The sequence below is a fragment of the Bdellovibrio sp. CKG001 genome (assembly GCF_055397465.1).
Window position 1 is genome coordinate 2,747,624 of sequence record NZ_AP029173.1, and the last position, 23,455, is coordinate 2,771,078.

At 48.1% G+C, this 23,455-nt stretch carries 21 protein-coding genes; 7 read left to right on the forward strand and 14 right to left on the reverse strand.

Annotation, left to right across the window (positions count from 1 at the left end; all coding sequences use genetic code 11):
* The first annotated feature begins 87 nt into the window (after positions 1–87).
* Positions 88–270 (forward strand): hypothetical protein, encoded by a 183-nt coding sequence (locus tag ACZ50P_RS13010; RefSeq protein WP_464120270.1) that lies wholly within the window; start codon positions 88–90, stop codon positions 268–270.
* On the opposite strand, the gene ACZ50P_RS13015 is transcribed toward ACZ50P_RS13010, so the two are convergent.
* On the reverse strand, positions 267–1,133 hold the full coding sequence (locus tag ACZ50P_RS13015) for a helix-turn-helix domain-containing protein (RefSeq protein WP_464131657.1): 867 nt from the start codon (positions 1,131–1,133) through the stop codon (positions 267–269). The genes ACZ50P_RS13010 and ACZ50P_RS13015 overlap by 4 nt on opposite strands.
* A gap of 136 nt (positions 1,134–1,269) precedes the next feature.
* Here ACZ50P_RS13015 and ACZ50P_RS13020 point away from each other — a divergent pair, with 136 nt between their 5' ends.
* Positions 1,270–1,713 carry a hypothetical protein gene (locus ACZ50P_RS13020; RefSeq protein WP_464131659.1) on the forward strand — a complete coding sequence of 148 codons (444 nt, stop codon included), beginning with the start codon at positions 1,270–1,272 and terminating at the stop codon, positions 1,711–1,713.
* 57 nt (positions 1,714–1,770) lie between these two features.
* On the opposite strand, the gene ACZ50P_RS13025 is transcribed toward ACZ50P_RS13020, so the two are convergent.
* Positions 1,771–2,295, reverse strand: a complete 525-nt coding sequence (locus ACZ50P_RS13025; RefSeq protein WP_464131661.1) for a hypothetical protein — start codon at positions 2,293–2,295, stop codon at positions 1,771–1,773.
* 205 nt (positions 2,296–2,500) lie between these two features.
* On the opposite strand from ACZ50P_RS13025, the gene ACZ50P_RS13030 reads away from it, so the two are divergent.
* The gene (locus tag ACZ50P_RS13030) at positions 2,501–3,631 is read left to right on the forward strand and encodes an AGE family epimerase/isomerase (protein ID WP_464131662.1); all 1,131 of its coding nucleotides are present in this window, start codon (positions 2,501–2,503) and stop codon (positions 3,629–3,631) included.
* Between the two features lie 4 nt (positions 3,632–3,635).
* On the opposite strand, the gene ACZ50P_RS13035 is transcribed toward ACZ50P_RS13030, so the two are convergent.
* A complete protein-coding gene (locus ACZ50P_RS13035; protein WP_464131663.1) occupies positions 3,636–3,908 on the reverse strand; it encodes a hypothetical protein in 273 nt (90 codons plus the stop codon).
* A 5-nt stretch (positions 3,909–3,913) separates the two neighbouring features.
* Positions 3,914–4,810 (reverse strand): S1 family peptidase, encoded by an 897-nt coding sequence (locus ACZ50P_RS13040; RefSeq protein ID WP_464131665.1) that lies wholly within the window; start codon positions 4,808–4,810, stop codon positions 3,914–3,916.
* Positions 4,811–4,938: 128 nt separating this feature from the next.
* Here ACZ50P_RS13040 and ACZ50P_RS13045 point away from each other — a divergent pair, with 128 nt between their 5' ends.
* The gene (locus ACZ50P_RS13045; RefSeq protein WP_464131666.1) at positions 4,939–6,459 is read left to right on the forward strand and encodes an acyl-CoA dehydrogenase family protein; all 1,521 of its coding nucleotides are present in this window, start codon (positions 4,939–4,941) and stop codon (positions 6,457–6,459) included.
* Positions 6,460–6,485: 26 nt separating this feature from the next.
* On the opposite strand, the gene ACZ50P_RS13050 is transcribed toward ACZ50P_RS13045, so the two are convergent.
* The 7 genes from ACZ50P_RS13050 to ACZ50P_RS13080 form a co-directional block, all read right to left on the reverse strand.
* On the reverse strand, positions 6,486–7,355 hold the full coding sequence (locus tag ACZ50P_RS13050; protein WP_464131667.1) for a hypothetical protein: 870 nt from the start codon (positions 7,353–7,355) through the stop codon (positions 6,486–6,488).
* A gap of 3 nt (positions 7,356–7,358) precedes the next feature.
* The gene (locus ACZ50P_RS13055; protein ID WP_464131669.1) at positions 7,359–8,768 is read right to left on the reverse strand and encodes a hypothetical protein; all 1,410 of its coding nucleotides are present in this window, start codon (positions 8,766–8,768) and stop codon (positions 7,359–7,361) included.
* A 220-nt stretch (positions 8,769–8,988) separates the two neighbouring features.
* Positions 8,989–10,092 (reverse strand): hypothetical protein, encoded by a 1,104-nt coding sequence (locus ACZ50P_RS13060; RefSeq protein ID WP_464120259.1) that lies wholly within the window; start codon positions 10,090–10,092, stop codon positions 8,989–8,991.
* Between the two features lie 47 nt (positions 10,093–10,139).
* Complete coding sequence (locus ACZ50P_RS13065) at positions 10,140–10,742, reverse strand: hypothetical protein (protein ID WP_464131670.1); 603 nt, start codon at positions 10,740–10,742, stop codon at positions 10,140–10,142.
* Entirely contained in the window at positions 10,742–13,468 is a 2,727-nt protein-coding gene (locus ACZ50P_RS13070) for a hypothetical protein (protein ID WP_464131672.1), read from the reverse strand. The genes ACZ50P_RS13065 and ACZ50P_RS13070 overlap by 1 nt, the downstream gene beginning before the upstream one ends.
* Before the next feature lie 25 nt (positions 13,469–13,493).
* Positions 13,494–14,021: a protease gene (locus ACZ50P_RS13075; RefSeq protein ID WP_464131673.1), complete on the reverse strand. Its 528-nt coding sequence runs from the start codon at positions 14,019–14,021 to the stop codon at positions 13,494–13,496.
* Positions 14,022–14,222: 201 nt separating this feature from the next.
* Positions 14,223–17,282 (reverse strand): hypothetical protein, encoded by a 3,060-nt coding sequence (locus ACZ50P_RS13080; protein ID WP_464131675.1) that lies wholly within the window; start codon positions 17,280–17,282, stop codon positions 14,223–14,225.
* 415 nt (positions 17,283–17,697) lie between these two features.
* Here ACZ50P_RS13080 and ACZ50P_RS13085 point away from each other — a divergent pair, with 415 nt between their 5' ends.
* Positions 17,698–18,321, forward strand: coding sequence for a hypothetical protein (locus tag ACZ50P_RS13085; protein ID WP_464131677.1), 624 nt, complete (start codon positions 17,698–17,700; stop codon positions 18,319–18,321).
* On the forward strand, positions 18,290–19,213 hold the full coding sequence (locus ACZ50P_RS13090; protein WP_464118141.1) for an HTTM domain-containing protein: 924 nt from the start codon (positions 18,290–18,292) through the stop codon (positions 19,211–19,213). Before ACZ50P_RS13085 ends, ACZ50P_RS13090 begins: the two co-directional genes overlap by 32 nt.
* 3 nt (positions 19,214–19,216) lie before the next feature.
* Here ACZ50P_RS13090 and ACZ50P_RS13095 read toward each other — a convergent pair whose 3' ends face one another.
* Together ACZ50P_RS13095 and ACZ50P_RS13100 are read right to left on the reverse strand one after the other, a co-directional pair.
* Positions 19,217–20,173, reverse strand: coding sequence for an HTTM domain-containing protein (locus ACZ50P_RS13095; RefSeq protein WP_464118142.1), 957 nt, complete (start codon positions 20,171–20,173; stop codon positions 19,217–19,219).
* Positions 20,151–20,726, reverse strand: a complete 576-nt coding sequence (locus tag ACZ50P_RS13100) for a hypothetical protein (protein WP_464118143.1) — start codon at positions 20,724–20,726, stop codon at positions 20,151–20,153. Before ACZ50P_RS13100 ends, ACZ50P_RS13095 begins: the two co-directional genes overlap by 23 nt.
* 414 nt (positions 20,727–21,140) lie before the next feature.
* Between ACZ50P_RS13100 and ACZ50P_RS13105 the strand changes: the two genes are divergently transcribed.
* Positions 21,141–21,965 (forward strand): murein L,D-transpeptidase catalytic domain family protein, encoded by an 825-nt coding sequence (locus ACZ50P_RS13105; RefSeq protein ID WP_464131679.1) that lies wholly within the window; start codon positions 21,141–21,143, stop codon positions 21,963–21,965.
* Between the two features lie 88 nt (positions 21,966–22,053).
* Here the strand turns inward: ACZ50P_RS13105 and ACZ50P_RS13110 are convergent, their stop codons facing one another.
* Entirely contained in the window at positions 22,054–23,433 is a 1,380-nt protein-coding gene (locus tag ACZ50P_RS13110) for a mannose-1-phosphate guanylyltransferase/mannose-6-phosphate isomerase (protein ID WP_464131681.1), read from the reverse strand.
* Between the last annotated feature and the right edge of the window lie 22 nt (positions 23,434–23,455).

A 23,455-nucleotide genomic window follows, 5' to 3' on the forward strand; every position in this document is an offset into this window, starting at 1 on the left:
TTACCTTTGTGCTATTGAATGTGAAAGGCGTCTCTGGCAAAAAACTGGAATATCGACTATAGTGACAGAGTTCTTAGGGGGCATGCCATGGAATTATGGTTCATACTTGGTTTTTTAGCAGTGGCGGGAATCTCCGTGATAGTCTATTTCTCTTTGATGGTGTTCTTCCCCGAGTGGGTGGGCATCACTGGCAAGGTCGCCCTGGATGCTGAACGCAGCCACAAAGAAGGTGCATCCGAAGACACTGGCAACACTCCTTTCAAAGGCTAATTCAACTTGGAATACCGGTCCCGGAATTGCCCGGGACTCAGCCCCAGTTTGGCGCGGAAGAACCGACTGAAATAATTGGGATCCTGAAAGCCCAGCGCATTGGAAACCTCCCCTATCGGTAAAACTGTGTAAGCCAGATATCTTTGGGCTTCCAACAAACAACGTTCATGAATCATCTCACGTGCGGATTTATTCAATAGTCTCAGCACCCGCATCGTCAAAGCCTTGGGCGAAATCCCCAACGATCTGGCGTAGAAGTCCACGTTGTGCTGTTCACTGAAGTGTTTTTCAATCAATCCTTCAAATTCTCGCATGAAACTGACTTCAGCTTTTTTGGCCTTGCTAGGTTTTGACTCGGTGGTGCGCAGTAATTCCAGGGCCAGCAAGCTTAATAAACTTCGCAAGGCCTGGTCTGCCCCCATTTTCTTCTTTGCAAACTCCAGGCACATTTTCTCACAATAAAAGCGCATTTCTTTTTGCAGCTCTGCAGAGAATCGAAATACATCCGGAGCATCATACAGGCTTTGCAAAGGAGCTTTTTCCAAAAGATCCATGCGCAAGGAATCCAGATAGAACTCGACCACATATCCTCGCGTTCCTTTGGTCAGATACCACTGATGAACCTGACCAGGCTTAACCACAAAGATATTCCCGGCCTTCAGCGGGTAGCTGTTAAAATCAATGTTGTGCAGCCCCTTGCCAGCAGTGACGATCACCACCTGAAAAAAATCATGGCGATGCGGGAACGGCACCTTGGGGTTCACACGTTCTTCCAATCTTTCAGCGCGAATATCACCTCTTTGAGCTGTGACAATACCCAGTGCTTCCATCGAATGAAGCTTAGCGACATTTCTTCCCGGCATACTTTTCCCAATAGTGGCAACTGCCACAAAAATTTTGACGAGATTCTTTTGTATAACCTCAAAGTCCCGTCTTTTGTTTTGTCCCGTCCAGCATACCCTCGGTATAAAAGCTCATCAACCAATGGAGGGTCTCTTAATGAAAAAGTATTTCATTTCTGCATCTATGATTCTTTTATCCGCGTTGCCAGCAATGGCGGCTGAAATCACCCCAGGAACTTTGGTGGGCCGCTATAAGGTGGAGGCTCGTGCCGGGTTTCAAAAGATTTATGCGAACTTTCGCGTATTAAACACAACCGAATTCGAAGTACAAAGAACATATGCCAACGGCGCTGAAGACGAAGTCTGCAACGGCACTTACAACCTGCTGAGCAGTGTCAGTTGGGATGAAAACTGGCTTCTGGCCGTCTCGAAACAATTCAAAGGCAACTTCACCTGCCCTAGCAATCGCTCTAAAACAATCACATTCAACGTTGATTTTGGCGCGAATAAAACAGAAGACCTGGCTCGCGGAACACAGGTGGTCGTCACTAGCTCGATGGCTCCTGGCATGAAACTTAATGCCTACGTGAAAAAGCAATAAACTAAAAAAGCCCTTCCTTGATTGGAAGGGCTTTTTCTTTCGTCATGATTTTAGAAACTAATCGATCGCAGAGATTGTCAGCTTATCAATACCAACCTGCACGCCCAGGCCATGCAGCAGCTGCAACGAGATATTCATAGCCAGTTGTGGCAAGCCCACTTTCACAGCCGTGAAGGCCCCGACACCGCCAATGATCGCCGCTTCCCCTTGTGCCACCAGATATTTTCCAAGGATCACGTCCGGGGACGAGTTGAAAAGACTGACTTCTGAAGAAGCCCCGGCCAGTTTGAAATAGCCTATACCCGCTGTTGGACCAATCCAATGATGTCCGATCGTCACCTTCACATCCTGTGAATAGCGTGTGCCTTTGATGCTCTTGCACTTCAAAGTTCCGTACGCCACTGTTTTAAAGTGTCCGACGATCACCTTGATGCCCTTGGATGTGCCCTTGAAAGCCAACCCACAGGCCCACAGGCGGTTGCCGGCGATACTGGCCTCATCATTCATCACCACAGCTTCGGTGTTGGCGTGGGCAAAGGCCCCTGTCAAACCAAATGCCAGAAATAGAATCAACTTCTTCATACTGTCCTCCTTGCTTGCGCAGTTCATGTTTCCTTCATCTTATTCGGAAGGAATTCCTTTTCAGTGGCAAGCCAACGGATGAAACACATACTTTACACACCCAAACTCTGTGCAATCCCACGGTTTGGGCCCAGAGTCTGCTGGACTCCTGTCACTTTGCAATGATATCGTGACCTGCAAAGCTTGGTAATTTTGTGGAGACGATATGATCAATCAGTGCAAGCAATGGCTTTCCCAGGAGGTCCTACCTCTATGGATCACAAAGGGAGTGGACTGGCAGAATGGTGGCTTTGTAGAGTCCTTTTCGCTGGACGGCGAACCGCAGGATGTTCCCCGTCGCTCGATGGTGCAAGCCCGCCAAATATACAGTTTGCGTATCGCCATGGAGCTTCAGCTTTGCGATAAGGAAAAGGCCCTCAAAGCCATCGAACTTGGTGCAACAACCCTGATCAAAAACTATTCCTTGCCATCTGGTGCTTTCATTCATTCCGCCAGCAAAGATGGCGTTGCTCAGAACACCACACCGGACCTGTATGCACAGGCATTTGCTCTTTTTGGCTTGGCTCATGCTTATGCTGTTCTTCCCAAGACAGAATACAAAGAACGCGCACGCCAACTGGTGCAGTATCTATACAACGAACGGCATCTGCCTCAAGGCGGCTTCACTGAGCTGACTGACAAAGGAGTTCAGTACGAGGCCAATCCGCACATGCACATGTTTGAGTCTGCTGTGGCGTGGATGGCTATCGACAAAGATCCTCTTTGGCAAAGGTTGGCCGATGAAATTCTGCAACTGTGTCTGAATAAATTTATCGATGCAAAATCAGGCACATTGGCCGAGCACTTCAATGCTGACTGGTCCCCTATTCTTGAAGGTGGCCGTTTTGTTTTCGAGCCGGGGCATCAATATGAATGGGCCTGGTTGCTGGGACTTTATCAGGGCCTCACAGGCAAAGATCTCACAGCTGTTCGTGAAAAATTGATTGCTCTAAGCGAAAAGCACGGCGTCTGGCCGGAAAGAAAATCTGTCTATGATGAAGTCTGGAGTGATCTGTCTTCAAAGCAGCGTTCTTCCCGCTTCTGGCCTCAATGTGAGCGCATCAAAGCAGTCCTGCAGATGGGGCTGGAAAACACAACCCAGCGTGCTGTCTACGCGAAAGCCGCAGACGAAGCCATGGCGACGTTGTTTAAGTTCTTTGAAACTCCCCAAAAGGGTTTGTGGTTTGATACCTGGCTGGAAAGTGGCGAGTTCAAAATTCAACCTGCCAAAGCCAGCTCGCTTTATCATATCACGGGCGCGATCAACGAATACGTGCGCCTCAGACCTCAGCTCTAGTTTATTATTTAATTCGAGAGATAATGTCGTCAGCAACACTTTCAACCGTGTTGCTGCGACTCATTTCCATGCGGTTGGCCACAACCATCGACATTCTTTGAGGCGGACAGAGCCTCAGGCAGGACGTGGTCGACACCGACCACGCAATATCCGGACAGAGTTCCTGCAGCCGAATTCGCAGCTTTTCCAGGAACTCCTTTTTAATGACCACCGAGGACCCCTCTTCCCCGGAAGATCTCACAATACAGCCTGAGCAGATCTCAACCAGCTGTTTCATGCGTATTAGCGCATCTTTGGCATCGTTTGAGCGATCCAGTCTTTGTAGTAAACCGCATTGGTGTAAACACCCGTATTGTCACACAATGCACTGCCACGGCTGGTAACGCCAAACAGATACATCTGGCCGTTTTGTTCCACGTAAGCGGGACCACCAGAATCACCGGAACATGTCCCGTGACCTTTGGATTCATCCAGACGAACTTCTGTTTCATGAACAAATGAAATCGGAGCTTTCGTTTCGCGCAAAAGCCCATCGCCGAACATATCCACTTTCAAGCAGTTTTTCAGGTCGTCATCACACATGACTTCGCCGTATTCCAGGGCTTCGTCCAGATTTTTTACTTTTCTAGGATCGATCGGCTCGGTCTCTACTTCAGAAACTCCGTAGCCCGCCACTGTCACAGTCAAACCACGCTTCAGAATACTGTCATCCTGAAGAATCTGAACAGGCTTGTATCCTGGCGGCAAAGAACCACGGAACTTAATAAGAGCAATATCGCCCCAATCCATCTCTTTGTCTTCCTGGGTATCCGGGTCGTAACTGGAATGAACTTTATAATCACTCACGCTGCGGGTGTAGGCCTGAACGATATCCTGCTCACGAGCGTTCATAAGATCGTCCATATCCACACCGAAGATCAGACGAATTTTAGCTGGCTTCACCCCCCAAACACAGTGAGCCGCCGTCAATACATAGTTATCCGCGATAAGAGAGCCCGTGCAGATGGCATCATTTTCAAGGTCATAGATTCCCACAATACCAGAGGACATGGAGCTGTTTTCTGCCACATCTGTGCCGCCAATAATAGCCGTGGAATCCTTAGCGTTGATTTGTGGACGATTTGAAAGTCCACAGGACGCCAAAACAATAGTTGCCAATACCAATAAATATCGGTTCAAAAAAGCCTCCCCCTAAAAGAGGGGCTCTTATATGTAGGACGTTACCAAACGGCAACATATTTTTGAAAAAAAGACGGGGTTCCCGACATATTCTTGAACTCTGACTCTAAAAGCCTAAACTTTCAGGTATGAAAAATTTTTATCAAGAAGGTCCCAGCCTTTCGAACACTTTTCGTTCCGATGAAACTCTTCAGAAAATTCTTAAATCCCTGTTGCCTCCGGAAGCTCAAAAACAGGCCCTTCCTCATCTGGATCATCTGGGCGAACGTGCCGTCACGGATATGCTGATCTGGGCGGAGGAAGCCGAAGCCCAGCCCCCTGAACATATCCCCTTCGACCCTTGGGGGCGTCGCATTGATAACATCAAAACTTCATCGGGATGGAAAGCCCTTGAACGCGTCGCTGCGGAAGAGGGTATCGTGGCCACGGCCTACGATCGAACCTGGGGCCCGGCCTCACGGGCTTACCAGATGGCGCTGCTTTATTTGTACTCTCCAAGCTCTGCGATATTCTCGTGCCCCTTGGCCATGACCGACGGAGCGGCCCGTGCGATTGAACTTTACGGCGACAGCGATCTTAAGTCCCGGACTTTGCCTCATCTGCTATCTCGTGACCCCAAAAACTTCTGGACCGCAGGCCAATGGATGACCGAGCGAAGCGGAGGCTCTGACGTTAGCGGCACCTCCACCGACGCCCATCCCTTCACTGGTACCAGTGCTTTTGGCGCCACCCATTCCTTGCATGGAACAAAGTGGTTCACCTCGGCAACGACATCCCAAATGGCGCTGACACTGGCTCGTCCTGAGGGTGCGCCGGCTGGATCCAAAGGACTGGCTTTGTTCTTCCTGGAACTGCGCAATGATCACGGACAACTGAACAATATTCAGATTCATCGTCTGAAAGACAAACTTGGAACCAAGGCCCTGCCCACGGCAGAACTGAGCTTGTCAGGAACCCCGGCCCGCATGATTGGCACCGCCGGCGAAGGCGTCAAGCGCATCGCCAGCGTCCTGAATATCACCCGCATTTACAATTCCATCTGCGCTGTCGGACACATGCGTCGCTGCCTGGATCTGGCGCAAAGCTATTCCCGCAAACGCCACGCGTTCGGCAAGCTTCTGATTGATCACCCCCTGCACAAGACCACACTGGATTCCCTGGAGGCGGATTTCCGTCGCTGCATCAGCTTTTGCTTTCTGGTCGCGGATCTTTTGGGCAAAGAAGAAGTCGGCGAAGCCTCTGCTTCAGAAAAAATTCTTCTGAGGGTCCTTACGCCAATTCTAAAACTCTATACAGCAAAAAAAACCATTCATATAGCCAGCGAAGTGGTGGAGATGTTCGGAGGTGCCGGCTACATCGAAGACACCGGCGTTCCCCGTCTGCTGCGTGATGCCCAGGTCTTTTCCATCTGGGAAGGCACCACCAACGTGCTTTCTTTGGATATGCTGCGAGCCTTTGAAAAAGATCAGGCTTGGCAGGTTTTGGAAGAGTTCCTGGTGCGCTCTATGGGCGCTACAAATGAACAGCTGACAAAATTTAAGTCTTTACAAAGGCTGGGGCCGGAAGAAAAAGAGCAACAGGCACGCGATATCGCATTCCTGATTGCAGACACCATTTCATCCGCCGCCCAGAAGCAATTTAAAGTCTAGCATGCCCTGTCCCTGAGGACACCAACTCAGGGACAACTGCCACCTTGTTTGCAGATACGAAGTTTTCCACTAAAGTTTGTACTTTTACCGACCGCATCTCGAAAGCCCTTACTGAGCTCCTTGAAGCGAAACTCAAAGACACAAAAACGCGGAACCTGAACAAAATCTGTGTTCAGAAAAATACTATTCTTGGAAAAGCTCACCTCCGAGGAACCGGAACCCGCCCCTAAAATCTGCACTTCAGAGCCAGCATCGTCCTCCGGAAGACCTCCTGAAGGGATCAAGTCATTGGCATCACGAGCGCGAAGCTGCTGCCCCGAGCTCCTCAAATCACAGCTATACAAAAACCGGATATCCGCCAAAGACCCGCCATAGTTTACTCCGGCCAGCGAAACATCCAACTGATAGCGCCCCTCTGACATGTCCTGATCCTGCTCCTCTGGACGCGTCTTCTTTTTCATCATCTCCTTGGGGCCGACATAACAAAACGTAATGGCATATTCCGCACCAAGGCGTTCGCTCCCTAATGAAATATCTAGTTCCGACAGTTTGTTGTCAAAAGACCGATCCATAGGCTGAAGATATGCCCAGTCAGGTCCCGCCATTGCGATTTGGGTTTTATTAAAAACAGTCGAAGCCTGAATTTGATCACCCCAGTTGCTTCGACTGCGACAAACACAAGAAGCTCCGTCATCCGCGACCTTCTCAGGAGAGCAGGACTCCCCCGTTGAAAGGTTCACACACTCAAGCTCTTCGCCGCCCGGATGCCTGATCCTCGCATTGCAGGCATAAAGCATTTCGCCAGAGTCTTTATTGACAACTGTCTGCATGTTCGCCGGAGAAGCCAGGACCGCTTCACCCAAAAACGCCAGCAGCACCAAAATCATTTTTTTCATTAATTACCTCTCACACTGCAGGGAAATAAATTCCCCGGACTGCAATGGATATTCCCTGAAGACAGGTGACATCTTCTGCATTTTTATGTCTTGCAGAATCACGCGCCCTCCGGAAGGATCCGGTAAAATAGCAGTAAATTCCAAAATAAGTTTTTGATGGAACTTGCGATTGCCAAGCTTCTGGCATTTCGCCTTCTCACTGCATATTTTTCCGTAATAAGGAGGCCAGGTCGTAGAGGCAATGATCCCTTCCAATCCCGCCAATGTTTCTGATAAGTTCACGGTTTGGTTATTCTCGCGTAAACCGCTCAGGCCAGCAAAGGTGGGAACCACACCAAGCTCACCCAGCGTCTGAATGGCAGGAAGGTTGTCAATCCCAACCGTGGCGCCCTCAGTATTATAAAGGCGAACCAACATTTGTTTTAGTCCATTGAGAAAAATAGCATAATCGTCCGTGGGGTCCTGGAAAGTCGCAATCAGGCGATACCGGGATCCGGACTTAATAATCTGATCCTGGACCTTAAAGCTCATACCGCTCATAAACCCCTGCCAATTAGGTGGAACCAGTCCTCCATCCCACCATTCCTCAATCAGTTCAGGCCGTGCGTTCTTGGAAAGCTTGTAAAGCTCAATCTGACCCGTGAAAGGCTGGGTAAAATTCGAAGAGCTGGAACATTCACCATTCAGACAGCGACGTTCACCGATATTGGAAACAAAAAAAGAAAGATCAAATTGAGTCATATTTTCGCGCGTGCGAATATTAACCGGCCCCCAATCGCCCTCAACATTATAAGTCGTCGGAAACCGTGGTACCCCTTCGCCGAAATCATCGGATAGATCCAGCAGTCCCTTTTTGGGAGTGATATTGACATTAAAAGCACGACTGCCAATATGGCGAACATCAGTCGAAACGCCGGTGTCATCGCCGACAACCAGAGTATCTAAATTAGAGAATAGATCCTGCGCCTCTATACCCAATGACTTCAAATAGTCCGGATCGGTGCACTCAGACCGTAAAAGAGGCTGAACCGAAAAATCATTTTGCGCACGTATTTTCACGAAGCACATGCTTCCGCGCAGAAGCACGGCACTTTCATCGATTCTCTGGACCTGACAGAACTCCTGCTGGTCTTTCACAACCAAAGGAAGTCCGCGAGTGTCTGCCACACGCAAATCAATGCAACTGCGAATAAATTTGTACTGTCGTTGGAAATTATCCCGTGTCACCTGGGGAACATAGGAGGACACCGACCGGGAATTTTCAAGCTGGCACTTGCCAGGTTCATAGCTGTCAAAAATATAGCTGTCCTTTGACTCAGAAGAAGGTCCCCACTGAACCGAACCCAACGAAAACATCAGGAACTTACCTGCCTCTTCCTGACACTTGACCACCTTCGAAGCTGGTATTGACATTTGCCCAAGATAATCCGCCCAAGAGCGGTTTTGGGGTGAAATATTGATCTGAATTCGATCGTCGTTTTCAACAATACAGGCCGCCGAAGCCGGCGACCCTGTAAAAAGAAAGACGAACATAAGCAACAGAGACAGTTGCGTCCTGTTTTGATAATGCCAAGAGCTATTTACACATACATTCCACATATCCTGCCTCCGTCGCATACAGTTCTACAAATCCTTAGTCACAGTCTTTGCAACCGTTCTCAAGTTTTGCCATCTCAACTTTTGTGTGAGTGCAGATATCTGCACCATGTTTCTGCCATTTTCTGTGCTTAGCGTATTTTTTATCCAATCCATCTTTTTCTTCGAAGACGTAACGGATTTTACAGAACTTGGCAGCTCCACCTTTGTAATCCAATTCTTTGTACTGCTTGTCGATGATCTTCTTGAAGGAAGAAGACGTCGCTGGGTATGTGTCAGATTCATACTCGTAGTCAGCATTGTACGGATGGAAGTAGCTTAGGAAGTGCTCGTTGAACATTGGAAGGTCGTACTTCAACTCATCATCCTTGTCGTCACACTTGCCCTCGGCACAAGATCTTTCCTGCGTGGAGCAAATGATGTAAGCTTTCATCTTAAGATCAGACAAATCGCTGTAACCGTCACCATTGACTTTCAGACCGTAGTCAGAGACTGATGCTTCAGCCAGAAGATTCCATTTAGTTTCAAAGTGGCTGTAGTCGATCTGAGACCCACGATAGCAGATATCCACGAAGTATTTCGCGTTGTACAACTCACTGCCAAGGTTGAAGGCCAACTTTTCCAGCACTTTGTGATAAGCTGTTTTTTCATCAAACAACTGGTTGAACTTTGGACTTTCGCCGGACACCACGTCAGCATGTGGATCCACACTGTCACCCCAAGGGCGGTAATTGGCGTGGAAGTAATTTCCAGTCTTACGACCTTTGGAAGTCGTACAGACGCAATTATTCTTATCATCTTCTTTACCGCCACCTGGAGGGCCTGGAGGTCCGTGGTGACCACCACTGAAGTTCATGAACTTCGGTAGTTTTGCATGGGGCTTAGGACCATGATCATCCTCTTCTCCGCCCTTACAATCCAAACCGACACAGTCTCCAGAACACTTCTCATGAGTGATCGCCGTATAACATGCCACCTTATCGCCTTCATGCGGATCATGAGTCATCAACCCGGCATTACAAGGATAGATACTTGGACCCGAGCTGTTCACTCTGAAGCTATAGGTCACCTGAATGGCGTTGGCTTGCATCGCCATAAGTGTGACGGCAGTTGTTGCCATCGCCTTAAACATACGTTTCATGTTGTCTCCTTTCCCACTTAAGGGTGTTGTTGTAAAAAACTGATTTCTCAGTTCAAATTAAAAATTAATGGCGCGGTCAAAGGACGACTTCCAATGCCAGGCACACGAGGCTTCACCTCGAGAGCTGAAGTCTGCCCGATATTGTTGCGGCAAAGGACGTAGCTCAAAGCCATTGGCTGATGAACCTCATCCAACTTCACCGCCAGAAGGGCTGTTTCAGCAGCATCGCCACAGAAGGTGCGCAGCTCATTTACAAACGCTTCGCCACCCACCGCCGTGTAGTAGTTAAAAACACTTTTTATATCCAAAAGAACGTACTTCTCCATCCCCAGAAACTTCACCAATGTCTGTCGATCGTTCAGCTCTTGGGAAATCGCATAGGACTTGGAAATTTCAGTGAACAACTGCCGAAGCAACGGCGACGTGGTTCCCGCACAGTTGCGACAGTAAGGTTCTGGCCGTTGACATGCCGTCGGATTCCGACACAGGCTTTGGCAGTATGATGAAGAAGCCGTATCGCAGGTGACTTGCGTCACCTTCACATAGGCTCCCCCCGGCTGCTTCATGTAATTGCTTTCCACCAGAAAGGCCGACGCCTGATTCGCCAGAAGTAAAACTGATATCACTAAAACACCTATCCACTTTTTCACTAGAAGCCCCAGATGTTATGGCCGATGGTTCGCCGACAGTCCTTGCTCATGCCGTACATGCCACCGAACTTTTCAAATGTTTTAAATTTCTTGCCGTCCTCAGAGCAGCTGTAACGAACCCGGACCTTGCCGTCACAGTAATCGGACTGAATGATCACTCCAGAGGAAGGTACGATATTTCCGTTACCGTCCGTCAGTTCCTCCAGCTCCAGATGTTGGACTTTTTCTCCGGTATAACGCTCGAAATAGTCCGCCGCTTTGGCGGCACAGATATTCTGGTAACAGCCCACACCCGCGGCCAGCTGCTCCACGCAGTGATCCGGGATTCCGCCATATCTTTTGTAGGTTGCCACCACTTGGTTGACGTCAATCTCCTGCACGCGAGGTATGTTCACCTTGTCTTTTTTTGCAGTGATATAGCGATGGATACTCCGGAACAGGTACACGCCCAGCTTGATGGGATTTAGCGGCATTCCCCCACTGGAGACAGCGGCCCCTCCAGCAACACCCACAAAGTTGATTGAACATCCACCACAGTATGATTTGCTTGTCGGCGGAGCGCTGACCATTTCGCCTGGCGATCGCCCTACAACATCTCCCGCATCGCGGATCTTGCAATAGTTCACAGAAATTCCGTTAAACGCATAGAAACTAAAGTCCTTGGCACTATTGGGTGCTATCGAGACCGCGCAAGGAGCCCCCAGCAAAGGACCGAAGTCCGCCAACAAAGCCACTTCCATCTTTTCTTTCTGAATTTTCGGATCAAACTTCACTGCACCATTACGGATAAGCGCATTCAAGCTGGTGACTTTCGGTGGTTTAAAATCAACATCAAGATACAGTGGCAAGGCATTCCACCCAAACAAGGCCGTGCTGGCAAGGTCTGCGACCAGTCGTTTGTTCGCTCGACGAGTCTGGAACCAAGGATCATAGACCTTGCACGCCTTTAGATCCGCATACGGATTAAAAACATCCGGCGTTGAAACAGTCGAGTTCACCGGCAAGAAGGCATCGGCATACTTAGCAACAGCATACAAATCAACCATGGCTTTAATCAGCTTACGGGAGCAATCAATCGCCGAAACGCAAATGGTATTTCCCGAATCACTAACACGCGACATATCCCATACCAAAAGAGGTGCTCCAAAACTCATTGGCTGCATTTCTGTCGCGGCGATAGTCGCTGGCGGCGGGATTTGCAAAAGTTCCCGGGCCCAGGCATGGAAACCACTCCTGTTGACTGTATAACCAGAAACATTCCAAATTCTTTCGCGCTCAAGACCATCACAGAAGGCCACAATGTTTTCAGCCACCTTGTCGAAGTATCGAGTCGCATCGGCAAGCTGCACATTCGAACCCTGGAAAGACCGCTGCATGACCTCCATCTGCTGGACCTTGTCGATGCCCGTCTTCATAAAATCCAGACGCTGATCGCCCGCCAAACGAGCCTCGGTACAAAGGTAATACAGCTCATCGCGATGTTGATTTGAATAGGTTTTGGCAAAAGCCAGTGGTCGAACAAATTCAGTCAGTTCGGCAGGAGTCATAGCTCCCCCGATGATGTTGAGAAACTGAATGGCACTTTGAACGCGATTTTTCATAGAACCACGTGCGGAAACATAGTTTTTGCGAAAATTCTCAACCCAATCAGAGGCATCATCGAAACTACGTGTCCCCAGGAAGTCGTCATTCACATCACGAGGACCGCGATTGACCACATCGTTTTCCGGACCGCGAGGGACTTCCTTTTTGTGTTCCGTCTTGTCTCCGTCCGGCCGAGCCAGCTCACGAATACTGTTCATGGAAAGCGTCGCAGCGTCACACTCAGGCTTTTCAATGCTTTTACAGCCGTTCGGAATCATCATAATAGATTCCTCAAGAGCTATAGAGCGGAACATCTGCCCGTATTCTGGTGCCACCTGCAGAGGAATGTTCGAATATCTCCACGCGAAAGACAGATAGATTTTTACGCTGTTCCAGAAGTCAAATCCGACAGAGGAAAACTCAACAGCGCGTGGAATTTTCAAATCAAGCTGGATTATGGAGTTGCGCGAATCAAGTGCCGCATCTTTACTTTCACAATCCGTTATATATTTCTCTTTTGCCAGAGCCGCCTGTGCCACATCCAACAGAACCGACTTATCCACCTCGACAGAGTTTAATTGTTCCTGCAGGGCAGAGAATCTTTTCACATAAAAACAGGCAACTCGGTCCGTTTTCTTCATGGACAAAAAGTGACTGCCATTGAATTTATCCAGACTTTCCCAGCGCAAACCAGCACCCTCGGAGTTGTCCCAGATTTTTGACAGATATCCATTTAGCTCAGGACAGTAGGTTTGGTTCTGACACTTTTCCACAATGGCGTTGTAACCCGTCAACGTGGATTTCTTTAGATTGGTCGGTAGAAGAGGCAGTTGCCCGGCCAGCAACTTGTTCATGATCACCTTGGTGAGACGGGTCACTGCAATTCGAAACTGCTGCATGCCCTCAGCACTCATTGTCTCAGCATTAGACCCGATGTTCTTTCCAAGGGAGTAAACCATCTTTCCGGCATTGTATCCGTCCACCACGATAAACGCGGACTCTGTCGGAATCTCGGAGTCTACGGCACACTGAGCCCGGTTGGTGACTCGCAGCTTATTTAGCCCCAGAGAAGAAGCCACTTGCGCATAAGCACCCGTCGCCATTCCAAAAACCAGCAAACATAAAATCAAACTTTTAGCCATAGATCCCGCCTCTCCAAAAAAGGCATTAGTTCATGCCACTGCCGCAAGAGCTGACTTTGTTCAGCATCGTCGTATAGAAAAGAACAACGGTCTGATCTGCAGGAGAGAAGTTTCTTTTTACAGATCCGTCTGAATTCACCATGTTATAGAGGTAGGTATTTACGAAACGGTATACCGCGGGGGTTACCAGAAGGTTTGATCGACATTTATAGTTTTTGTATGTCACCGTGATGCTGGCGAATCCATTGTTATCATTGCTGCCGTCATAGTCGCCGATGTAGATTGTGTCTCCGTTGCCACCATTGGCGCGCCCATAGCCCACCTGGAACTGCACCGTCCAACCAGAACCGCTGCTATCCTGTCCCACAATCTTACAAAGATTCCCCGAACAAGCGATGGCCATTTCATTCTCAATTTTTTTCTGAAGTTCAGCTTCCGAGTATTGAGGCAGCGGGCGCGGAGTAAACTCATCACTTCCACTTTCAAACTCACTAGCACTGACTTGCATGGACGTCGCCAGAAGAATACCGCCAAGAAGCATTTTGAAATTCATAAATATCCCTTTCTGATTTCCTTGATTGGAAAAACAAAAAAACTTTTGAGTAAATACTTCTAACCGCAAGTATCTCGGGCTCACAAAATACGAAACTGCAATTAAAGGATTTGTAACTTTATTTCCCCCACCCCCGGGAATGAGAAAGGCCGCTGATTCTTTCAGCGGCCTTTCCAAGGTTTCTTCTTTTTTTGCGAACAATTAGAATGTCACAGGACTCATGTGTGGAACTTTGCCTGCATCGGAGTTTCCGATGATCATACCACGCACTCGAGAGTGACGAGTCGCTGGTTCGAACGGCAGACCTTTGTATTTAGGTGACTGCATCGCTGGAACCCAGCTGCCGGATCTATCAACAGCCCATTCACGGAAGTACATGTTGATGTGCGTGCCTTCGACAAGATAATCAATCGTCGCACCAGGACCAGCCAATTTCATAGCTGCTCTGAATGTAAACAGATTTTCTGCCATACCTTCACCGAAGGTACCATAAGCTGCAGCAAACGCCTTAGGATCTGAATTCATAGTTTTGTACATAGTCTTCAGAGCATAGTACATTTTGCTTGCGGCCTCCGCAGTCTTGCGAATGGTCGTATTCAGACAAGAGCCTGGCAGACGTCCACCACCATCAATCATGCACAAATCATATGGATCATTGCGTTCGTTGAAGTATGGATAGATCAGGTCCGTTGCCTTGTCGATAAAGTCATCCTGACTCAGTTTCTGAGCAGCCTTCATCAGATTCATCGTATTGGTGTCATCGAAGTTCACGTTGAATTCAATTCCCGTGTAACCCAGATCACGATCCGGAACACCCACCATCAACGAATCAATACCTGTTTTCTTAACCAGAGCATAGATACCCGCTTTCAGACGGTTGCCATTGCTTTGCTCATGTTTGAAGGCGTAAGAGTAGGTACCGAACATACTATCCATGCGTGCTTTCGTATCCCAGTTCTGTACAGAGTACTTCGCACCGTAGAACATAAAGTCTTTCTCTTTATGTTTGAACCAGAAGCGAGAATCCTCGGAATCAGAGAAGATACCGTAATGCACAACCGCGGTGTTGCGATCTAAGTGCATGTCAGATGTCGTGAACGAGCTGACTTTGCCTTTGCTGTATGTTTTGTCCCAAATAATAGGGATAGACAGCGACTTGCTGACTACACGGCCCGTGGAGACAGAGCGGAATGTCTCAACTTTCAGAACTGGAGCGCGTTCGACCAGATTTCTTGGCTTTTGTGCCGCAAAGTTTTCTGATGCCAAAACGTTTCCGCGGATCACGTCTTCGTAAGCCTTGCGTCCCGTGTCTGTAGACAAGTCAAACAGGAATGAGAATCCGTCATCGGCATAGCGGAATTCACTCAAGCTCAAAGTCAGGATAGATACGTTTGTGAACATAGAGAAGCTGTTCAGCTTACCTTTGGTCATTTTTACGTAAGCCTGATCAGAGCCCACTTTTTCAACATAGGTTTCCCAAGTACCATTAGCAAGTTTGGCTACACCCGCTCCGACTGGGCCAAAACCGGCGCCTGCAGAGAAGATAACACCACCATGTCCAATGTAGGTGATACTGTCACCTGGATCCCAAGTATCCAGATCACTTGCATCCTTAGGTACCTGCCAGCGTCCGCCCATATTGCGGGCTTTCTCCAGAGTACTGACATAACGAACAGACTCTGTTTCTTTACCCACGATTGGTAGAACTCCGACATAACCCCAGAAGTGCTGACGCAGACCTGTGGCATTGTCGAACCAGAAGCGTACCTGAGCGCCCAAACCAACTTCGATGGAGCCATAGACAGTTTTTTGGAAGCCATCACGATAGTCGCCATAGATCAAAGTGTCGCTGCTTGGTCGATAATCATACTTCACGATGGACTTCGGCTGAACATTGCGGAAGTGTGGTGTCAAGTTGACGATGTACTGACCATAATCAAAGCTCAAATGGAACAAAGGTTTCAGTTTGGCCTTGAACTCGTTTTTATCTTCATCGTCATAGCCTGTGGAAGAACTGCTTGCACTAGTCGTCGAGGTCGACGTGGACGTCGATGTGGATGTGGACGTTGACGTGGACGTTGACGTGGATACCGTATCATCCCCTCGGGTCGTAGCTGTCGAAGTGGACGTTGGACCATAAGTGGTTGCAGTCGTCACAGTTGTGTAACCGGTACTGTAAGTAGTCTGACCTGTAGCCTGCCCGGTCGTGTATCCCGTTGAGTATCCGGTGGAATATCCTGTAGAGTAACCGGTTGTATAACCCGTAGAATAGCCAGTAGAGCCATGGTTCCCCTTGGTTCCGTTATTTCCGTTATTTCCGTTATTTCCGTTATTACCGTTATTTCCGTTATTTCCGTTATTACCGTTATTACCGTTATTGCCGTTGTTACCGTTGTTACCGTTGTTACCGTTGTTGCCGTTATTACCGTTGTTGCCGTTGTTGCCGTTATTACCGTTATTACCGTTATTACCGTTGTTACCGTTGTTGCCGTTATTACCGTTGTTGCCGTTATTGCCGTTATTGCCGTTATTACCGTTATTACCGTTATTACCGTTATTACCGTTATTACCGTTATTACCGTTGTTGCCGTTGTTTCCGTTATTACCGTTATTACCGTTATTTACGTTATTACCGTTATTACCGTTATTACCGTTATTTACGTTATTACCGTTGTTACCGTTGTTAACGTTGTTTCCGTTATTACCGTTATTTACGTTATTACCGTTATTCCCGTTGTTAACGTTGTTTCCGTTATTACCGTTATTACCGTTATTCCCGTTGTTTCCGTTATTCCCGTTATTTACGTTATTACCGTTATTCCCGTTATTTACGTTATTCCCGTTATTTACGTTATTACCGTTATTCCCGTTATTCCCGTTATTTACGTTATTACCGTTATTCCCGTTATTTACGTTATTACCGTTATTACCGTTATTACCGTTATTACCGTTATTCCCGTTATTTACGTTATTACCGTTATTCCCGTTGTTAACGTTGTTGCCGTTATTACCATTTGTTCCGTTAACGGCCTGAACAGAAGGCACTCCCTCACAAGGAACCCATGTCTTGTTAATCAAACACATGCTTCTTGCTCGACCATCTGCCGAGTTAAAGCTGACAAATCCTCCCTGACCTTTTACGTCTGATAGAATCTGATGCGACTCATTCTTTGCGTTTGCGGTTGCCGACGTCTTCGCCCATGCGACGTTCGCCAGCATCGACAAGCCCGCCAAGAAAAGAACCTTCCTTGACCCACTCATTGCATTCTCCTTAGTTTGACACCCCTGACGACGCCGCCCCCGCGGCCTCATCTTCAGGGCGTGATTAATTGTTTAAGCTGACTAAGTTTTTTAGAACGCACGCATTTTTTTGGACACTTACATAAACAATAATTTCATCCATTTAATTGACACATCTTGGTCTGTCTAATGACAGATTTCAGGAATCTCCTCATTCCTCGACGACTCCAAAACAAGCGATCACAACACTTTTCATAGTGAAAACACCGCAAAAAACAACTTGCTCTTTAAAAGTAATCCGCACAGAAAAACATATTTCTTGCTCCCCCGAAATATATCCCCTCGGTGGAAAGTTGCTGATCTTTCAAAAGCGTAAAGCACTTTTTCAAACCATCTATGTTAATACTCAAGGTCTTAAACGCACGGGAGCCGGCCAATGAATATATCTGAAAAGATCCATGCATTAATTCCTCCGATTAAGAAGCTTTTAATACTGATCTTCTTTACCCTGAACGTTGGTATCATGATCGCCGATGGTTTGCCGGATCAAAGTGCCCTGGGGGCCAGATTCATCTCGTTGGTGTCGCGCTATCAAGCGTGGGCGATGCTGTATCAACCTTGGTCGATGTTTGCACCAAACCCCATGAACACAACGGCGTTCATAGAAGCCGACCTCCGATTCGACGACGGAAGCACTTCTGTCTGGAAGCTTCCTCGCCCCCATGACCTCCCCCTCTTTAGAAAAATTCTGACCGGAGATCGTTATCGTATCCTGGGGCAGGAAACTTTACTGCCTGAGCATAATGATCTGGTCTGGTTCGACCTGTCCCGCTACATCACCCGCGAAATCATGCAGCAAGAGACCAGCAAAAATTCAGGCCGATTGCTGAAAGAGATTCAATTCAAACGATTTGAAAGCCGTGTTCATCTACCGCCCGAGGGGTCCTTCATACCTCACGGCCAGCGCAGCCAACGTTTTGACGTCACTCATGTCTTCCACTACGTCCCAACCTATGAAAGGATTCGCTATGAAGCTCAAAACAATCAGCAAAGCCATTGATGATTTTCTCTTTATTCCACAGCCCGTCTATAGTGTCGCCCTTCTCCGTATCGGCTTGGGACTGCTTTTACTCCTAAATTGGGTGATGCTCTATACGGACCTCGATGTCCTTTACGGACCTAACGGCATTGTGTCCTTGCAGACCGCGCAGCAACTTGGAAATCCTTTGCGCTTTTCCCTATTTGATTACTTACCGAACACTGCAAAAGTGACAACCACACTGGCCTTTGTAAATCTTTTGGCTGTTCTGGGAATCATCGTCGGAGCCTGGACCCGCACATCCATCTTTATTGCCTTTGTGACTCTTGTTTCGTTTCATCACCGCAACGGCTTTATCTTAAACAGTGCAGATTCGGTGCTAAGGATCTTCCTTTTCTTTCTCTTTTTCACACACTGCGCAGATTGGCTGTCTGTGGATCGCTGGCGCTTGCGGCAACAAGGACGTGCTCCTGAAATACCAGAAGAGAAGAGCCCTTGGGCTCTTCGCTTGATTCAGATTCAGTTCTGCATCATCTACATTGCTACTGTTCTATTTAAAATTAAAGGCGATCGTTGGGTTGACGGCACCGCTGTTTACATCGCCACCCGTCTGGATGACTTTATCCGCTTCGAACTTCCATTGCTTAACAGCATGCTCTTCATCAAAGTGATGACCTGGGCAACACTGGCTATTGAATTCGCGTTGGGCACCCTGGTATGGGTCAAAGAACTTCGTTACTGGGTTTTGTTGGCGGGAGTCGGCTTTCATCTGGGTATCGAATACACAATGTCGATCCCGGTCTTTGAATGGGCCATGATTGTTCTTATGGTCAGTATGGTGGATTCTCGAGACATAAAAAGCTGGATGGATCGCCTTCAAAGACTGCGCCTGAAAACGATCCAAAGCGCCTAAAAACTACTTATCCTTAGCGTAGCGCAAAGACCAGGAAGGCCATTGAATTCTTTGAATCAGACGGCCTTCCTTGGCAGATTGCAACCACGACTGAAGATCACGGGAATCTACCATGCACAGCATGGAAAAGATCATCACCCACTCAAACATCGGGATATTCATCGTGACTTCAATTCCCAAATGCAGTCCCATGCCAGCCAAAAGAACCCAATAGCGCAGTTCTTTGATCCACACTAAAGTTCCTAATGCCAATTCCACCACCAGTGTGGACCAAGTCAAAAACTTGACGATAATCAGATTGTTTAAAATTTCCAAAGGCATTCGTACAAACTCATCCAAGCGAGTCGCAATGTAAACAGCCGTTCCATCAGCCCACATTGTTCCCTTCATTTTAAACATCACCGTCGCAATATAAATTAAACTGAACTGGATCTGCATTAAACGTAAGGCCCAAGGACTCTTTTCGACCGGAATCCGAGGCACAGTCCCCCGCTTCAACCCAATCCAACGATCCAGAGAGTACAAATCCGCACAGGGAGTAAAGAACAGCAAAAAGACAAAGTTCCTGATAACGATATCAGAACTGTTTAAAATAAAGACGTTTCTGTTGTGAAAGGAAAGAAGAGTAAAAAAAGCGAGCGCAATAGAAGTTCTGGTGAACAAACCGAAAAAGACCCCCAGTGACGCCACCAAATTCACTAATGCCAGCAAGATAGGAACCCGGGCATCCGGCGGCAGCAGCTCAAACAGACTGAAGCGATAAGGGTGACTGTACTTCAGAGCGCTTTCCATGGAAAACAGGCCATCTATTCCCCAGAAAGTTTCCAGGTGACTCCAGATCATGTACCAATTGATCAGTAAGACCGCACCAAAAAGAATCCTCATCAGTGCGACGCTGTGTGAAGGCTGTGGCTTAAAGAAAAAATTATTTAAAGACTTAGTGACTGTTGCTAGCTTCATAGCGGGGCCCTCCCGTGGGCTTGAAATGAAAAACTGTCTCGGTATTGTATTGGGTGCTCAACTGCCCGTGGGGAATAAACAATTGTGCTGGAGGCTTCACGACATTGAAATGCCGATAGAAGTAAAGCTCCTGCAGCTCACGCCCACGCCCCTGCTGCTCTATGGCCGCAACCTCTCGGGCCACATAGCGGGACAGATCAAACCAAAGTTCTTCTTTTTCCATTGGCAAAAGATTTTCCTGCTGATACTTGCGATATCGCTCACCGGCAGTGAAGCGTTCCAGCGGGTCAAGCTGAGAAGCCCGTGGGAAGGTCCAGCGTTCAGTGGAGCCATCTTTAAACGTCAAAGTCGCTGTTAAATATGAGTTCACCGAGGCGGGATTGGGAGCAAACATGCTCCAAGTTTGATCCAGGCCAAAGAACACCTGGTAGGGAGACAAAAATCTTAAGACCTGATCCCCCACCGCACTTCGATCCGGAAGTGCTGCCGTAACCATCATGATCACATGGACCGCAATAAAAGCCGAAATCAAAGACTTCTTAAAAATCGCCATTGGCACCTACCTTGATGTATCAAGCATCAGAATAGATAGCCGACGGAAGATTCCCCTAGCAATCTCGTTTGCTGTAAGATGAATTACGTTTCTATCAACTAGCTTTCGAAGCGGCAACAATGCTCCACATCCCGACGACTTCAACATCAGGGCGAAGTGACTTTCATACCTCCCGAACAGTCATATCTCCAGCCCAGGCGGAGCCTCAATCACGAACTCGGAAAACTGTTTAAGAGCATATTGCCAAGGCCCAAGCCCCCTGAATATCTTCTGCACACTAAGCCAATATACGGCACTCCAGGCTGACTCAATTCGATTTAAGGGGGTCCATAAGCCCCCAAATTATGGCACGTGCCTTGTATAGAGAAACAACGGAATCATAACCGAACGTTCATTGGAAAGTTGGGACCTGAAATGAAATTGCAGAAGTTTATCACAGCCCTAGTAGTCACCCTTATCAGCTCACAGAGCTTCGCAGAAAGTCTGTACGACAAAAAGGTCAAGGACGTTCGCCTCTACGATATGTTTATCAAGCAAGGCGTCCCAGAGGCCGCCTTACAAAGAACTTTTGAGTTCCTCGATGTCAATGCCGGCAAAACCATCAAGGTCCGTTCCAAAGTCCGTGGCAAAGAAAGAACCTTCATGGACGACCGTGAAGTCACGATCCGCAACGACTTCGTGGCTGTCATCGACTTCTCAAAGCCTTCCAGTGAACGACGCCTGTATGTGATGAATCTGAAAGACGGCGCTGTCTCAAAACACTTCGTCGCTCACGGCAAGGGCTCTGGCGTCCGCGTGGCTGCCAAGTTTTCAAATATCGACGGCTCCAAAATGTCTTCTTTAGGCATGTATCTTGGTGGCAATACGTATTATGGCGGCCATGGCGAATCTTTGAATCTGTATGGTCTTGAAGCTTCGAACAGCAAGGCGGCAGAGCGCGATATCGTCGTACACGCTGCAAGCTATGTTTCCGAGGACTACGTAAAAAGCCAAGGTCGCCTGGGCCGCAGCTGGGGCTGTCCGGCAGTGGCACCTGGAATCATTAAAAAGATGCTGAATAACTTTAAAGAAGGCGGACTGATCTATGCTTACCACAAAGATTTGATCCCAGTCGCCGCCAAAGATCCAACACTGCAGGAAGTTCAATCCGGCGAAAAAGACGATGAAGACGTGGATTTGCCAGATGAAGAAGAAAGCGTCAGAAAGGGCCAGTCAGCCGTTTCAGCACCTCAGCAGTAATCTGATTTGGAACTCACCAGGTAAAATCAAAAAAGCCCCGAAAGAACTTCGGGGCTTTTTTTATTTCAGATCCAGACGATGCAAGTGACTACTCTCTTTTATAGTCATCCTGATAACGGACAATATCATCCTCGCCGAAGTATGTTCCCAACTGAACCTCTACAAACTCCAGCATTTCATCCGAGTTGTTGCGCATGCGGTGCTTTGCTCCCAGTGGAATATGAATATGGCTGCCCGCCTTCACAGGAATCACCTGATCATTGAGGACCACTTCCCCCGAACCCTGTGTAATAGTCCAGTGCTCTTCTCTTTTGGCATGAGACTGGTATGACAACTGCGAATGGGGATTCACACGGATCACTTTGGATTTAAAATTCTCTGTGTCTTTAAGAATCTCAAAGTAACCCCAAGGACGATATTCGAACACGTGCTCTTTCACTAAAGGTGACTGTGCTTGAGTCAGCTTTTCCACCACGTGGCGCACATCTTGAGACTGCCCCTTTTTCACCAACATCAGGGCATCTTTCGTATCAACAACGATGACATCTTCCATGCCGATCATGGAGTAGTTCTTTGCCGGATCCCCGAAAACAAAATTTTCCTGACCTTTGACGTTGATGATGTCCTGGCCCTTTTGCAAGGCTGCCACCGCATCCCAAGAGCCCACGTCATTCCAGCCAAAATCCGCCGGAATACACGCCAGCTCCTGATCATTGAGCTTTTCCATAATGGCATAATCGATGGAGATACTTTGCACCTGAGCGTAGATTTCACCCAGATTCGAGGCATCAGCTTTCAAAGCCAGAATCTGCTTCCACAAGGCCGGCTGATGTTTTTCAAAGAGACTTGCCATATGGGACACCTTGAAAACGAAGATCCCCGCATTCCAGCTGAAACTGCCCTGGGCAATAAACTCTTTGGCCTTTTGCAGATCCGGCTTTTCGTGGAACTTCACAACTGAATAGGCCTTCAAACTGCCCGGGCCGTCTTTCAGACTGACAGCTTTGGTCTGAATATAACCATACCCTGTTTCTGGGTATGATGGCGTGATCCCCAGGGTCACCACACGGTCTTCCATTGCAACAGTGTTGGCAAAATCCACCACTTTCAGAAAAACATCATCTTTTGCAATCAAGTGATCCGAAGGGAAGATACCCACGACCTCAGAACCTTTTCCCTGATCCAACAAAAGCTTGCTTAAGGCCGCAATCGCAGGGGCCGTGTTTTTGCCGATCGGCTCGTAAACCACCTGAACGCCGTCGGCTTTGTTTTGCTTCAGATTCAGCTCTGTCAGGGTCTGCAAGGCTTTGGACGTCACAATCCACGGCGTTCCCATACGAAGGCATCGCTTCAACGTCAGAGTCTGCAAGGGCTCACCAAAAATATCGCAGAATTGCTTGGGCATCTGCTGACGGGATACGGGCCACAATCGCGTTCCACTGCCACCGGATAGGATTACTGGTATCAAGACGACCTCCAAAATAAGCTCT

Bases quoted from the DNA above. Each gene is read 5' to 3' on its own strand.
- ACZ50P_RS13035 (WP_464131663.1), bottom strand. From the start codon at position 3,908: ATGAAACAGCTGGTTGAGATCTGCTCAGGCTGTATTGTGAGATCTTCC.
- ACZ50P_RS13085 (WP_464131677.1), top strand. From the start codon at position 17,698: ATGAATATATCTGAAAAGATCCATGCATTAATTCCTCCGATTAAGAAG.
- ACZ50P_RS13105 (WP_464131679.1), top strand. From the start codon at position 21,141: ATGAAATTGCAGAAGTTTATCACAGCCCTAGTAGTCACCCTTATCAGC.
- ACZ50P_RS13080 (WP_464131675.1), bottom strand. From the start codon at position 17,282: ATGAGTGGGTCAAGGAAGGTTCTTTTCTTGGCGGGCTTGTCGATGCTG.
- ACZ50P_RS13070 (WP_464131672.1), bottom strand. From the start codon at position 13,468: ATGGCTAAAAGTTTGATTTTATGTTTGCTGGTTTTTGGAATGGCGACG.
- ACZ50P_RS13075 (WP_464131673.1), bottom strand. From the start codon at position 14,021: ATGAATTTCAAAATGCTTCTTGGCGGTATTCTTCTGGCGACGTCCATG.
- ACZ50P_RS13050 (WP_464131667.1), bottom strand. From the start codon at position 7,355: ATGAAAAAAATGATTTTGGTGCTGCTGGCGTTTTTGGGTGAAGCGGTC.
- ACZ50P_RS13030 (WP_464131662.1), top strand. From the start codon at position 2,501: ATGATCAATCAGTGCAAGCAATGGCTTTCCCAGGAGGTCCTACCTCTA.
- ACZ50P_RS13020 (WP_464131659.1), top strand. From the start codon at position 1,270: ATGAAAAAGTATTTCATTTCTGCATCTATGATTCTTTTATCCGCGTTG.
- ACZ50P_RS13090 (WP_464118141.1), top strand. From the start codon at position 18,290: ATGAAGCTCAAAACAATCAGCAAAGCCATTGATGATTTTCTCTTTATT.
- ACZ50P_RS13045 (WP_464131666.1), top strand. From the start codon at position 4,939: ATGAAAAATTTTTATCAAGAAGGTCCCAGCCTTTCGAACACTTTTCGT.
- ACZ50P_RS13060 (WP_464120259.1), bottom strand. From the start codon at position 10,092: ATGAAACGTATGTTTAAGGCGATGGCAACAACTGCCGTCACACTTATG.
- ACZ50P_RS13025 (WP_464131661.1), bottom strand. From the start codon at position 2,295: ATGAAGAAGTTGATTCTATTTCTGGCATTTGGTTTGACAGGGGCCTTT.
- ACZ50P_RS13015 (WP_464131657.1), bottom strand. From the start codon at position 1,133: ATGCCGGGAAGAAATGTCGCTAAGCTTCATTCGATGGAAGCACTGGGT.
- ACZ50P_RS13100 (WP_464118143.1), bottom strand. From the start codon at position 20,726: ATGGCGATTTTTAAGAAGTCTTTGATTTCGGCTTTTATTGCGGTCCAT.
- ACZ50P_RS13055 (WP_464131669.1), bottom strand. From the start codon at position 8,768: ATGTCAATACCAGCTTCGAAGGTGGTCAAGTGTCAGGAAGAGGCAGGT.
- ACZ50P_RS13095 (WP_464118142.1), bottom strand. From the start codon at position 20,173: ATGAAGCTAGCAACAGTCACTAAGTCTTTAAATAATTTTTTCTTTAAG.
- ACZ50P_RS13010 (WP_464120270.1), top strand. From the start codon at position 88: ATGGAATTATGGTTCATACTTGGTTTTTTAGCAGTGGCGGGAATCTCC.